Consider the following 12998-nt stretch of genomic DNA (forward strand, 5'->3'; position numbering starts at 1 on the left):
ACCAGAGCACATCCATGCTGTTGCGGGCCGGTGCACGCAGCCGTCTTGGCAAGGTCGGCGCGAGAACTCCGCGGCGCGCACGCGCCGCCGCTGAGGCGACATCCATGCCGGGCAGCGCGGCCTCCGAGCGGCGAGGACTTCGCGGGCCGCGGCGGCCTTCGCGTCGTCTAGGTGCTGCCCCGGGACGCTCCGCGCCCCTCCCCTGCTCCGCCGGACAGCTCGCCGGCCGAACCAACCACGCGGCCCGAGCTCGCGCCGCCCCGACCGCTGCTCGATCGGGATCTGCTCGCTGTGGTCGCATGGCTTGACTACCGGCCGATCGGCGGCTCGGCGTGGGGGACGTTCGCGCTCGACGGAGACCTGCACATCGCTCTGTCCATCGTCCCATCGTCGAGGGCCCCGGGCCGGGTCAGGCGCGGTGGACCGCCCTGGAGCTGCCGAGCACCCCGCGCCCGGCCATCTGCGAGGCGCTGAGGGGCCGCAAGGGGGCCCCCTGGCCTCGGGCCGTCATGTTCTCGCGCGAGGTCTGGGCGGCGCTCGGCGCCGGCACGCTCGGCGCCGGCGGCGCTCTTCTGCACGAGGGTCGCCTGCATGACCTGGTATGGTGGTTCACCGGGGGCTTCTTCGCCGCGCGCCTGATGCCCGCCGACGAGCACGCCTGACCCCCCAACACCTTCCGGACGCGTACGAGCACCGGAGCGCTCCCGTGCTCTTCCCGGCCTCCGTGCTCCACCGCACGGCCCTACGCAGCCACCCACGCGCCAGAGCTCCGCGCGGCCGCCGTGTTCGCCCTGCCCGCGCGTGCGGGCAGCTCTCCCCCGGCGGGTGTTGGCGCTTGCCGCCGCGGAATGCGACCAGGCCCCACTTCGTGTAGCCTCGATTGTGCTCCCGGACGAGCGCCGGGACGGGAGGTTCTTCGACGCGGATGCGTGGGTGGCCGCCAAGGAAACGTGTTGAACGTGCGCTCGATGCCCTTGTGCATTGTTGACCAGGCGGCGACAATCCGCAGACGGAAGACCATCTATCAACATGGAGAGCGTTCATATGCATGTGCGTGAAAGACAGCCGATAGTTGTACTCGTGGCCGCGCTGAGTCTCATAACCGCGGACTGTGGCACTGCGGAGCCAGAGAATGGCGAGTGGCATGAATCTGAAGATACCCACAATTCATACTACTGTGGCGATGGAAGCTGCAACGGCTCGGAAAACTGCTCGTCGTGCAGTAGGGACTGTGGAAGTTGTTACTGTGGCGATGGAAGTTGCAACGGCTCGGAAAACTGCTCATCGTGTAGCAGGGACTGTGGAAGTTGTCCGCCTAGCTGCGGCGATGGAAGCTGCAACGACTCGGAAGACTGCTCATCGTGTAGCAGGGACTGTGGAAGTTGTCCGCCTGGCTGTGGCGATGGAAGCTGCAACGACTCGGAAGACTGCTCATCGTGCAGCAGGGACTGTGGAAGTTGTCCGCCTAGCTGCGGCGACGGAAGCTGCAACGGCTCGGAAAATTGCTCATCATGTAGCAGGGACTGTGGCTCCTGCCCTACAACTTGCGCCTCTGTTGGAGCCGAATGCTCCACGAGCATTCATTGCTGCGGCAATCTGTCGTGTGGGTCTATAAGTGGATGGTCTGGCGCTCGCGAGGTTTGTCGGCCCCTATGTGCTCGACATGAAGACTGCTTGTCGCCTTCGAGTTGCTGCTCCAATGGGGTCTGCGTTACGGACGAATTATGTCCTGCCATCCGATGCGTAGACAAGGTCGGCAAGTCATGCAGTACAGACGCCGATTGCTGTCCGTCTGGTCCAGAAGGGGTCGAAAATCGTTGCACTTACGCTGTATTGTTTGAGTCCGGGAAAGCTTGTCTTCCGGTTTGCTCGCGCAATGATCAGTGTAGCTCTGGGTGTTGTCGTACTGCCGTCGGATGGAATGACATGCGGTATACGTGTGGTGTTGCTTCCGATTGTGCAGGTCAGTAGCTGGCTGATCTGACCCACGCCGTTCCGCTCGAGTGCGCCGTGGGGAACGTTCGCGCCAGACGGGGACATGTGGCTCTGCCTGGCCGTCGTCGAGGGGCCAAAGCCGGGCCGGGCGCAAGGGAGGGATCTTCTCGCCCGACGAGTTCCCCGAGCCCTTCCGCGGGCAGGTACGGGCGGCGCAGGGCGAGTTCGGGATCCTCTCCTCCAGGTAGAAGCACCGCGCGAGCTCGGGGCCATCACCGTCCACCTGGTCGAGCTCGGCGCCGCCGTCGGCGAGTTCCTCGAGCGCGGGCTCGGCGCTACGGCCTGCGAAGCGGCCGCGGGCGTCGAGGAGGACGCCAGCGAACTCGCGATCGCGCTGGCGTTGTACATGGCGCCGGAGCAGGCAGTGCAGCTGCCGATCGCACGGGCCCCGATGCCCCGCGCCCCGCAACGCGGCGCCACCGGGTCGTCTTGGCTGCCCGGCAGAGTCCCTGATGCCCGATAAGAAAAGCGCTATCGCGTACCATCCTCGGGTGGCGAGCGCTACGAGCTCGTCCTCTGGCACAGGGGCGGTTCTGCTACGCCGAGTTCGTCCACGTCGGCCCGGCCTCGGCCGCGCCGCCGCCCGCGAGCGCCGACGCATGCACCCGATGCCCCGCGCGCCGCTCGGCCGGCTCTCGCTCGACGAGGTCCCAGAGCCGTTTCGCGGGCAGGCACGGGCGGCGCAGGGGCGAGTTCGGGGGGCTGCGTGCCGGCTACGGCGCGTTCGATGCGCGAAGGCTGCGCGAGGTTCGTTTCGGTCGGGTAGCTTTGAGCAGGACAGGGTTCGCAGCGTGACCGTGCTGTCCGAGGGATCGCCGCTACCGCGTGCCACGCCGGAGAGCGCGCCTCCCGCAGTGGCCTCGCCGCGCGCCCAGACGCCGCCGCGGCCGCTCCTCGAGGCCGATTGTGGAGACCGCCCATCGTGATCACGCAGATCACGCCATCGTGATCACCGCGATCGCGCATCGTGAACGCCCTCGGAGCGAAGCGACGCTGGTCCGTCGGGGTCTGGGGTTCAGGTCTCCGTGGTCCCTTGCCCTTGCGGAACGAGGAGGCCTTCAGCGTGATACGGTGCACGTTGTGGACGATGCGGTCGAGCACACGGTGCTACACCACGGCAGGCGAGAGCCCCAGGCCCCCCACGGCCCAAGCTCTCATGCCGGCGCCATGCGGCACCACGAGCCGGCATTGAGGATGCTCGCCACCGCGTTTGCGGTCGTCAACTTGTCGGTCGGCTGCACGGGTGAAAACTGCGCCGGTTGGCTGCCGAAGGACTCGATGCTAGGCCATGAGTCAAGAAAAATCGACGTGGGGAAGTGTTCGCCCACCGATCGGTTGACGCACACCCTCGCGGTACTGAACAGCGGCCGTCCGGCCCAGTCCTGGACCACGGTGTCAGCATGTCATCCGTCCCGATTGTCCAGGTTCGGGCTCCGGTGGACCGCTTAACGGTCACGCGTTCACCGAGCGGGCGCGGGCGCGAGAAGCAGGCACTTCGGCCGGCCAGTCGGGCCACGCACAACAACCTCGGGGAAACGACGGCCCGGCGCGCCTCGTGGCCCGACGGCGAGACGAGTGAAGCGACAAGCGCGTCATCGATGTACTGCAAGACACAATTCTGTAAGCTGGTGGTCATGGCCACATCTAATGAACGACGCCTGCCGGTTCTCACCCTTATCGGCGCCGCGTGTGCCGCCAGTCTGGCGCTCGGATGCCAATCCGTTCTCGGCATCCATGATGTCGATCACGACACCTCTGGCGGAGGCGCTGGAGGAAGCGATGCACCACCGGATACGAGCAGCATCAGTAGCAGCGGCGGATGCCTTCCGATAAACCCGTCTGGACCTATTCAGGACTCGTGCGTCGTGTTCGCTGATGCGAACGCGGCCCGCGGAGGCGACGGGACGCGGGACAGGCCTTTCATCTCGCTGCAAGACGCAGTCTATTACGCCGCTGGGAGTGCGGTGCTCGTGTGCAGGGATGGAGTCTTCAACGAAAGCGTGACGATCGACGCTGGCATCGAGGTGGTCGGCGGCTTCGATTGCGCTGCGGACTGGGCGTGGAGACCCAGCGCGTGGAGCACGATCGAAGCGCCCCCGGACGAGGTGGCACTGACGATAACAGATCGCGGAAACGGCGCGAAGTTGCGGAATTTCGCGATCAGGGCTGCGAGCGCAAGGGTTACCGGCGGGTCGTCGATCGGCGTGGTCGTGGCGGACGTCGAGGCGGAACTTATGCAGGTCGAAGTGGTCGCGGGGGATGCGCTGGATGGAGCAAATGGCGAGACGCCGTTCGAGGCGCCGGACCCTGGGGAGAACGCACCGCTCAATGCATCGAATGCGTGCGTCATCGCTTCCGAGGTCGATGGCGCCGAGCCGGGTGTGACGGTGTGCGAGGACGGCGAAACGCGCGGTGGAGAGGGCGGGCCCGGCGCGCTCCCGGACAGGGACGTCTACGGGCAGCAGGGAGGAGACGGTGTGCCGCTGCCGGAGCCGAATCCGAACAACAGGGGGCTTGGTGGTGCCGGTCAACGCGAGCCGATCCGTAACTGCGGCCGCGGAACGAACGGCGCGAGCGGTGCTCCGGGTGAGGCTGGCGCGGCCGGCTCGGGCACCACGCTGGCGCTGGCCGGGGTCATCGGAGGTGCGGGCGGCGACGGCAAGCCCGGGCGGCGAGGTCAAGGAGGCGGAGGCGGAGGCAGCGCGATGTCGGGGTCGTTCTGCCCAGATGGATCCAACGTTGTCGCAGGCCCAGGCGCCAGCGGTGGGGGCGGCGGCGCCGGCGGTTGCGGCGGCAAGGGAGGTCGGGGCGGCCAGGCTGGCGGCTCGAGCATTGGGCTCCTCAATCTCGGAGCCAGGGTCGTGCTGAACGACGTGACCGTTGCTGTCGGCAAGGGAGGTAAAGGCGGAGAAGGTGCCACAGGACGCGCCGGCGGGCTCGGAGGCAGCGGCGGCATCGGTGGCGAGGCGTCCGGTCGTGATAACTCGATCCCCGGCTGCCGCGGCGGGGACGGCGGCCACGGAGGGGACGGCGGGCCTGGCGGTGGAGGACGCGGCGGCCACGCGGTGGGTATCGCCTATGCCTACGCGCCGCCACCCGGCTGGGCGGGGTTGAAGAGCTTCGTGCAAGGCACGGCCGGCGATGGGGGCATCGGCGGGCCTGGCGCCCCCGCGGAGAGTGCGGGTATGCCGGGGGTCAGTGGTCCTTGCTGGAACTTCGGTGCAAACGAGCCCTGCGACGGGTCCCCGTAGACTCAGAGACTCCGCCGGGCGCCGCGACGAAGCCTCTCCCGCGGCAATCAACACGTGATCACCAGCCGGGGGTAGCGCACCCCTTCGGCGGTCATGCCGGATCCTCCTTCGGGGCTGACTGTGTCTTCAAGCTGCCTGAGCCACGCAAGCCGGCTCTTGTCGGCGGCGGAGAGGGCCAGCGGCAGGGTCTCTCGTTTCCGAGCGTCGGTCGCACTCCGGATGAAGACGGCGCGGGCGGGAAACCACACGTCGCGCCGGCACGCGCTCCCGTTGCTCAAAGGCGGGGAGAGAGACCTGGAGCGAGCGCACCGCGGCCGGTGTCGAGTTCCTGGAGCGCGCGTGGCGCTGCTGGCGGACGGGCGGCGGTCGGAGCGATGGGCAACAGCATTGGCGGCCGAGGTCGACGAGGCGTGTCCGGCCAAGACGACCGGGTGCGCAAGGGAAGCCAACCACCCACCCGAGCGACCGGAGTCGCCCGGGCCCCTCGCGCGCTCAGAGGCGCAGACGCGGACGTCGATGAAGGCTTGCGGGGGGCTGGTCACGCGAAGCATTGCCCCCGGTCCCTGAGTGTCAAGGACCACGTCCCCGTGCGGCGTCTCGCTAGATGGCGCCCGAGCAAACGGCACGGCCGCGGTGGGCGTGACGGCGCTGGCTTCCCCTGTGGCCCGGGCACGGGGCACGTGGCCGGTGACGAGGGGCTCGAGGGCGAGCTCAGACCGCGGTGGCCACGCCGAGTTCGCCTGCCATGTCCCCTGCGCCGCGAGGATGGGGGCCGGGTGGTAGCTAGATCTGGTGCGCGGTAATAGAAGGCTTATCGCGCACCATCCTCGGATGGCCAGCGCTACCATCTCGCCCTCTGGCCCGGCGGGAGGTTCTGCTACGCTGAGTTCGTCCACGTCGGCCCGGCCTCGGCCGCGCCGCCGACCACCGCAAGCGCCGGCGAGTTCTGCCAGGTGGCGTCTGTGGACGTCGGCCCGTCCGTGAAGACATCCACGCCGGGCAGTGCGGCGTCCGAGCGGTGCCCGAACACCGGCCCTGCGAATGCGCGCAGCCCCGAGGCGATCACCCGTCCGAGGCCGCGCACACCGATCGGCCGGCTCTCGCCGGGCAAGATCCCCGCCCCGCTCCGCGCACAGGCCTCCGGCGCGCAGCACGCGCCCGGTGCGCTCGGCCTCGCCCACGTTGCGCTCGACGGCGACTGGCTCCACCCGCGGCGAGGCCTGCAGGGCGAGGGCTTCGTGGATCACGGCGGCTTTCGCGTCGTCCCGATGTTGCCTCGGGACGCTCCGCGCCCCTCCCCTGCTCCGCCGGACAGCTCGCCGGCCGAGCCCACCACGCGGCCCGAGCTCGCGCCGCCCCGACCGCTGCTCGAGCGGGATCTGCTCGCTGTGGCCGCGCGGCTTGACTACCGGCCGATCGGCGGCGGTGCGTGGGGGACGTTTGCGCCCGATGGAGACCTGAGCGTCGCCCTGTCCGTCGCCGAGGGCCCCGGGCCGGGTCAGGCGCGGTGGACGGCCCTGGAGTTCCCGAGCACCCCGCGCCCGGCCACCTACGAGGCGCTGAGGGGCCGCCAGGGGCCCCCCGGCCTCGGGCCGGTGTTGTTTTCGCGCGAGGTCTGGGCGGCGCTCCGCGCCGGCACGCTCGACGCCGGCGGCGCCCTGGTGCACGACGGCCGCCGCCACGACGTGGCATGGTGGTTTGACGGGCGCTTCTTTGCCGCGCGCCTGGTGCCCGCCAACGAGCCCCCGTGAGCCTGACCAACCCCCGCCGCGGCGGCCTGCTCGTCCTCCCCTCGTAGCTCCCGTGCCGCAGGCCCTGGCGTGCGAGCACCCGAACTCGCCGGTGTCGATGACCTCCAGGATGCCATCGGGGCTCTTCCAGGAACCGGGTCGCTCACCAAATGCGTCGGGTGGCGAAAGATCCAGCCGGTTAGAAGAGTAAGGAACGAGCGAAAGCTGCGCGCCTGCATCGTCCAGCCGAGGGGTTCGACAAGGGCGACAAACGACGGTACGAGAGTGAGCACGGGTCTCCTGCGGCGTCGAGTTGGGTGTGAGAACCCTCGCGGTATCAGCGGGGCCCGTGCTGTTTCACACGCCGACGACCCGGGTCGAGTGATCCTGGGCGCTAGACGGGCGTGTCTCGATCGCGTTTGGCAGACACTGCAAGTGCCCCGCGCAGGCGGAGAGCGTGTACCATGGGCTTCATGCAGGGCATCGAGCGCGCGTGGTGGCCGCGGAAGGGCGGAAAGTTCAGGCGAGCCGCGGCGGCGACGCTGTGCGGTGTTCGGACGAACGGATCTGGTGAGGCTCGGTTTCGGGCATTAGGCGGTTCTCAGCCGAAGGGCTTCGGCGGATCTTGGTCAAACGATTTTCGAAAGGGATGTCCAATGATAGTAGGGCTGGCGAGTCGCGTGCGACCTCTATCGAAACTGGAAGACCAGCGAATGACGGCAGGAGTTGCAGCGATTGTTTTGGTGGTTGGCTGCATGGTCATCACGGCATGTGACACCAATAGGGACGGCGGCGACACGACTGACTCGGGTATGGGGGGTGAGACGGGAGGATGCACTCCCGGTGCGCAGGTCGCGTGCGCATGCATTGGCGGGGGGCAGGGCGTGCAGATCTGTAACAGCGGCGGTACAGCACTCGGCACGTGCATCGGCTGTGACGGAACCGGTGGCGCCTCTAGCACCTCGACGTCCGGCGCCGCGTCGTCCAGCAGTTCGTCTGCGACCTCGAATTCGGGTTCCAGCAGCAGCGGTACTGGGTTGCCGTGCGCCGCGCCATCCGACTGCCCTTCACCCGGCAATGTCTGCATCACGGCCACCTGTATGGACGGCCACTGCGACTTCGCTCATCTCCCGGCTGGAACACCGCTGGCGACGCAAACACCGGGCACGTGCCAGAAGGCTGTCTGCAACGGGATGGGCGGCATGACGATGATCGTCGACAACGAGAACGTACCAACTGCTCCCAGCCCGTGCCAAGTTGGTACCTGCACCGGCGGTGTGCCCGGGGCCTCGAATGTGACCGACAGTACGACGTGCAACGCTGGTGGGACTCAGTGCTGCGGCGGCGTTTGCATCGACACCACCGCCGATGCGAGGAACTGCGGAGCCTGCGGCCACAGCTGTGATGAGGCGACATGCGCGGGCTCGATCTGCGCCTTCGTTTCCGGACAAAACGAGCCCTGGGGCATCGCGCTTGACACGACGTACGTCTACTGGACTAACGTTGGCACCATCAACCAGGACGGCACGGTAATGAAGGTGCCGAAAAGCGGCGGCACGCCGGTAGTCCTCGCCTCCGCGCAGGCTCTTCCCGTCGGAATCGCGGTCGACGCAACCAACGTCTATTGGGTTAACAGTGGCACGCCCGACCGGAGCGACGGCGCAGTGATGAAGCTGCCCCTCGCCGGGGGCCAACCGACGGCACTGGCGTCGGGCCAACAGGGACCGCTCAATGTCGCAGTGGACGCGACCCACGTCTACTGGACCAACAAAGACGGAGGCGCCGTGATGAAGATGCCTATCGCCGGAGGCGTCCCGGTGACACTTACCTCAGGGCTACGCAACCCGTGGGGTATCGCGCTGGACGCCAACAGTGTCTATTGGACGAACTACAACGGGGGCTCAGTGATGAGTGTTCCCAAGAGTGGAGGTGTGCCAGTGATCCTCGCATCCGGGCAGCGTGTTCCATGGGGAATCGCGGTTGATGCAGCCAACGTCTACTTCACGCGCAGCGATAACGGCGGCGTCGACGGAGCGGTACTCCAGATGCCGAAGGGCGGTGGGGACCTCGTCACGCTCGCCGCGAAGCCGAACGGCACCCCGCACGGCATCACGGTGGATGCCACTCACGTCTACTGGGGCTACTACGATGGATCGCTTTTCAAGGTGCCTATTGGAGGCGGAGTGCCCACCCTCATCGCCTCCAACCAACCGGCCCTGGCGGACTTGGCTGTCGATGAAACAAGCATCTATTGGATCAATGAGGTCACCATGTCCAAAGGGACCGTGATGAAGGCGCCGAAGTAGGACTAGCACTACTGCGGGAGGTTCGTCGCGGAAAGAGAGGAACCGCCAAGAACGCCAAGAACGCCAAATTTACGGGGAATGAACCACGCGCCTGACACCGGTACGGAGGAAGGCCACTTTGAAGGTGATCAAGAGGCCAAGCCGTAGTCTTGCCGCCTTGAGGTACGACAGAAGCTGCGCAACGTGGATCGGGGCAATGCCCTCGGTGGCCTTGAGCTCGACGACGAGCTGACCATCCACCACGAGATCCAATCGAGCCTGGCCCACCAGATTCCCCTTGTAGTCCACGCCGATGGGCACTTGCCGGGCGAACGGAATGCGGCGCAAGGAAAGCTCGACGCAGAGCGCTTCCTCGTAGATAGCTTCGAGGAAGCCAGGGCCGAGAGTTCGGTGCACTTCAAGCGCGGCGCCGATCACGCAGTGGGCGAGGCGATCCAACTCCGCGTCGGGCTCGCTCCTCACTTCTTCCTTGGCGTCCTTGGTGTCTTGGCGGTTCATCTCGTGTCTATCGACACAACCCCGCCCTCAGTTGTGCACTCCGCCGCAAAAGAATGCAGTTGACCCTTTGGAGAGTGTGGGATCCCTCGACGGTGACACAGAGGGCATCGAGGGAGCCACGCGATGAGGGCGTACGCTATGGCGAGGCGGAGAGTGGTGAAGGAGTCGGCGAAGTGGCGCTCACGCCGCGCTACGGAGCGCGTAGCCTTGCGCTTCCCCTCGGACCGAGGGGGGAAAATGCCGCACGCGTTCAGCAACAATGAACGCGTAGCAGCACAGGACGACGGACACGTGATGGTGCCATCCAGGGAACGACCGTCCTTCATAGTGGTCGAGCCCCAGCTCCCCTTTGAGCTCCTCGTAGGCGTGTTCGGTGCGCCATCGTTCCTTCAGGGTTCTGACGATCTGCTTCTTGCTCATCCGGCGAGGCAGCGTGGTCAGGGCAAACTTCGTCGGCTTCGTTTCGTCGTGCGGCCACTCGATCACGAGCCACAGGACCTCTCTGTCCTTGGGCTCGGACCCATCGTCATGGGCCGCCTTCACTCTGCGAAAGCAGAAGCGGCTGGCGAGCTTTCCGCGTGTTCCTGTGCGCCACGTCACTCGCCGGAAGGCCTGCAGCCCGAGCTCGATGCCGAGCTTCTGAACGCCGACGGCGGCGCCGCGGCGTCGTTCCTTGGCGTCGAGCAACCACACGCCCGTGGTCGCGTTGACGGCCACGGCGAAGTCAAGCCCATAGCTTCGCAGCGCGTCACGAAAACCGGACGAGGTGCCATAGGCCGCATCCGCGAGAACGATGTCTCCCGGGATCTCGTCGGCTATTGCGCGGGCGATCATGTCGAGCGCGAGATCCGGCTTGGTCTTGAACACCTGATCGGACGGAATCCTGGCCTCCTTCCGGCGCTCCTCGTCATCCAGCCACTGCTGAGGGAGGTACAGCTCAAAATCGAGAGGGACGTGCTCGGTTCTGTTTGCGGCGCAGAGGCTCACGCCAACCTGGCAGTTCGTGATCTTCCCTGCGGTGCCTGTGTACTGGCGCTGGACACCGACAGAGTGGTCCCCTTGCTTGAGGAAGCCCGTGTCATCGACGATCCAGACCGAGATCGGATCCTGTTCGTGCATGGCCCTCGTCACATAGTGCGCAGCCTCACGGCGGACATCGCGATCGCTCCACGGCGAGTCCCTCAAGAAGTGGAGAAGCCGGTCATGGGCGCGCTGCGTCTCGCGTGGCTCTCCGAACGCGCGCGCCGCGATGGGCTCGACGCTCTTTCTCTCCCCCTCGCCCAGAATGCCAAAGGCGTAAGCCGCGAACGACGCCCGCTGCTCCTTTCGTCGTAGGTGGGCGCCGATCTGGGCAAAGTAGTCATCCAACCGAGACTTCGCTGCGTTGTCCAGCGTGTATGTCATCGCGACGCCCATCTTGGGCACCCGACCGCAGATGGAAACCCCCTGTTCTAACTTTCGGAGGACAAAGTGAGAAACAAACGACACCAACCGACCAGGTGGCTGTCGCCGGCCTACTCAGGTCTCACCAACTTCCCGCAGTAGAACTAGGACTGAGCGGCTCGTTGATTTCAGGCGGTGCGTGCAAGTCGTGAAGGATGGCCCGGAGCCGCTCAACAAGCGCGGCGGTAGGTAACCGCCCGACCATCGTCATCGATTGGACTCAGCCCGCTCCCGTTCTCGCTCGCCAGCTGGGCCGCCCTGCGCTCCGCCGCGACCACGCAGCGGCCCCCGCCCGTCCCGTCTCCCTGCTTCAACCCAGAGGACGCCCGTCCGCATTCGCCCGCTGCGTCGTGGTCTGTCAACCCATAGAGCAAGCGCCGTGAAGCGGGCGCGAGAGCGATGCTCGACGAGCGCGGCGCGCTCGTCCTCGATGGTCAGTGCTACGACCTCGCCCTCTCGCACGGCGGGCGGTTCTGCTACGCCGAGCTCGTCCACGTCGGTGCGGCCAAAGCCGCGCCGACGCCAGGCGGCTCCGCACCAGCCCGCGTGTCGCATTCGAGACACTCCCGACGCAAGGTCTGTTGAATTCGCGGCCCCCTATGTCCTGTATGACCCGCGGTGTCAACGCCACCTCGATTACAACCGATTACAGCGCGCCGCCCTCTCCTCGCCTCGCCGGCCGCCTCTCCCTCGATGTCGCGCGAATGGCTCGGCGCAGCAGCATTCAGACGCCTCAGCGTGCCAAACGACCTTGACAGCCACTCTCGATACGCGACCATCCTCCGGTACCACTCAACCAGGAGGGAGCTCATGCCCCCGACAAGCACCGTGAAGAACACGCCCGGATCCACATCTCCCAAGGCCAGGTCGTCCAGCAGGACGCCGGCCGCAACGTCGAAGCGCCCGGCCGCAAGGCCCGACGAACCGACGAGCGATGAGGCGCTCCTCGCGCTGGACTCGGCCTACGCTTCCGCCCCCGACATGCCCACGAGCGTCGCGGAGCGCGAGCTCACCTCCCTGGCGCGCCTCGCGCACGCGCAGCAATCACGCATGTCGAGGATCGGTATCACCTCCGACAAGGTGGATCTCCTCGCGCGCTTCGCGCGGCGCCTCGGCGCCCTCGAGAAGGGGTGGCAGAGGGCGCGCGGCGCCGTGACGCTCACGTCCGCGCAGCGCAAGCTTCGCGACGAGGCCGAGGCGCTCGACGCGAAGCTCGTGGCCGGCGGCCGCTGGGGCTGCCGCAACGACGACGCCGCCCAGGCGGAGCTCTCGCGCATCGCCGACGGCTCCGGCCTTTCGGACACCATCCAGGACCTGCGCGATCTCGTCGACTTCTGGTCCGATCACGAGGGCGCGCTCGGCGTGACCGATATCACGGCGAAGGATCTCGAGCGGGCCAAGGCGCTCGCTGACGCGCTCGAATACGCCGCCGCCAACGAGGCATCGGACGCGATGCGCCGCACACGCGCTGGATCTGCGCAACCGTTGCTTCTGGGCCGCCGACGAGCTCGCCAAGGAGATCCGTGAGGGCGGCCGTTATGCGTTTCGCGACCAGCCCAAGATCGCGGCTAAGTTCGTGTCGCGCTACCGGACGAACGTGAGACGGCGCTCCCGCAGGAAGGCCCTGGCCACCGAACCCGTCGCCGCTCCCGAGCTGAGCCCGGAAGCATAAGCTCTCCCACGGGCGCCATTCTCTCGCTCCCGCGCCCGATCCTCTCGCTCCCGCGCCCGATCCTCTCACTCTGGCGGCCGATCCTCTCGCTCCCGCGCCCGAT

At 67.1% G+C, this 12998-nt stretch carries 9 protein-coding genes; 6 read left to right on the forward strand and 3 right to left on the reverse strand.

All coding sequences use genetic code 11. The annotated features are described in order from the left end of the window. Window positions 1-509 precede the first annotated feature (509 nt). On the forward strand, window positions 510-662 hold the full coding sequence (locus tag WMF45_RS43140) for a hypothetical protein (protein WP_437712364.1): 153 nt from the start codon (window positions 510-512) through the stop codon (window positions 660-662). 2487 nt (window positions 663-3149) lie between these two features. Here the strand turns inward: WMF45_RS43140 and WMF45_RS43145 are convergent. Further along, the gene (locus WMF45_RS43145) at window positions 3150-3386 is read right to left on the reverse strand and encodes a hypothetical protein (RefSeq protein WP_437712365.1); all 237 of its coding nucleotides are present in this window, start codon (window positions 3384-3386) and stop codon (window positions 3150-3152) included. Between the two features lie 243 nt (window positions 3387-3629). On the opposite strand from WMF45_RS43145, the gene WMF45_RS43150 reads away from it, so the two are divergent. The 3 genes from WMF45_RS43150 (at window position 3630) to WMF45_RS43160 (ending at window position 9282) form a co-directional block, all read left to right on the forward strand. Continuing rightward, complete coding sequence (locus tag WMF45_RS43150; RefSeq protein WP_437712367.1) at window positions 3630-5246, forward strand: hypothetical protein; 1617 nt, start codon at window positions 3630-3632, stop codon at window positions 5244-5246. A gap of 980 nt (window positions 5247-6226) precedes the next feature. Continuing rightward, window positions 6227-6997: a hypothetical protein gene (locus WMF45_RS43155; RefSeq protein ID WP_437712369.1), complete on the forward strand. Its 771-nt coding sequence runs from the start codon at window positions 6227-6229 to the stop codon at window positions 6995-6997. A 1181-nt stretch (window positions 6998-8178) separates the two neighbouring features. Then, the gene (locus WMF45_RS43160; protein ID WP_437712371.1) at window positions 8179-9282 is read left to right on the forward strand and encodes a hypothetical protein; all 1104 of its coding nucleotides are present in this window, start codon (window positions 8179-8181) and stop codon (window positions 9280-9282) included. 69 nt (window positions 9283-9351) lie between these two features. Here the strand turns inward: WMF45_RS43160 and WMF45_RS43165 are convergent, their stop codons facing one another. Together WMF45_RS43165 and WMF45_RS43170 are read right to left on the reverse strand one after the other, a co-directional pair. Beyond that, window positions 9352-9780: a GxxExxY protein gene (locus tag WMF45_RS43165; RefSeq protein WP_437707092.1), complete on the reverse strand. Its 429-nt coding sequence runs from the start codon at window positions 9778-9780 to the stop codon at window positions 9352-9354. A 180-nt stretch (window positions 9781-9960) separates the two neighbouring features. Next, window positions 9961-11196 (reverse strand): IS701 family transposase, encoded by a 1236-nt coding sequence (locus WMF45_RS43170; RefSeq protein WP_437707094.1) that lies wholly within the window; start codon window positions 11194-11196, stop codon window positions 9961-9963. Window positions 11197-11622: 426 nt separating this feature from the next. Between WMF45_RS43170 and WMF45_RS43175 the strand changes: the two genes are divergently transcribed. Together WMF45_RS43175 and WMF45_RS43180 are read left to right on the forward strand one after the other, a co-directional pair. After that, entirely contained in the window at window positions 11623-11808 is a 186-nt protein-coding gene (locus WMF45_RS43175) for a hypothetical protein (protein WP_437712373.1), read from the forward strand. A 225-nt stretch (window positions 11809-12033) separates the two neighbouring features. Next, a complete protein-coding gene (locus tag WMF45_RS43180; RefSeq protein ID WP_437712375.1) occupies window positions 12034-12750 on the forward strand; it encodes a hypothetical protein in 717 nt (238 codons plus the stop codon). The last annotated feature ends 248 nt before the right edge of the window (window positions 12751-12998 follow it).

This window comes from Sorangium sp. So ce448 (assembly GCF_051520915.1).
GTDB classification, from domain to species: Bacteria; Myxococcota_A; Polyangia; order Polyangiales; family Polyangiaceae; genus Sorangium; species Sorangium cellulosum_B.

What these genes read in the sequence shown, in the direction of transcription:
- WMF45_RS43140 (WP_437712364.1), top strand. Translation starts at nt 510, where the DNA reads ATGTTCTCGCGCGAGGTCTGGGCGGCGCTCGGCGCCGGCACGCTCGGC.
- WMF45_RS43150 (WP_437712367.1), top strand. Translation starts at nt 3,630, where the DNA reads ATGGCCACATCTAATGAACGACGCCTGCCGGTTCTCACCCTTATCGGC.
- WMF45_RS43160 (WP_437712371.1), top strand. Translation starts at nt 8,179, where the DNA reads ATGACGATGATCGTCGACAACGAGAACGTACCAACTGCTCCCAGCCCG.
- WMF45_RS43165 (WP_437707092.1), bottom strand. Translation starts at nt 9,780, where the DNA reads ATGAACCGCCAAGACACCAAGGACGCCAAGGAAGAAGTGAGGAGCGAG.
- WMF45_RS43170 (WP_437707094.1), bottom strand. Translation starts at nt 11,196, where the DNA reads ATGGGCGTCGCGATGACATACACGCTGGACAACGCAGCGAAGTCTCGG.
- WMF45_RS43175 (WP_437712373.1), top strand. Translation starts at nt 11,623, where the DNA reads ATGCTCGACGAGCGCGGCGCGCTCGTCCTCGATGGTCAGTGCTACGAC.
- WMF45_RS43180 (WP_437712375.1), top strand. Translation starts at nt 12,034, where the DNA reads ATGCCCCCGACAAGCACCGTGAAGAACACGCCCGGATCCACATCTCCC.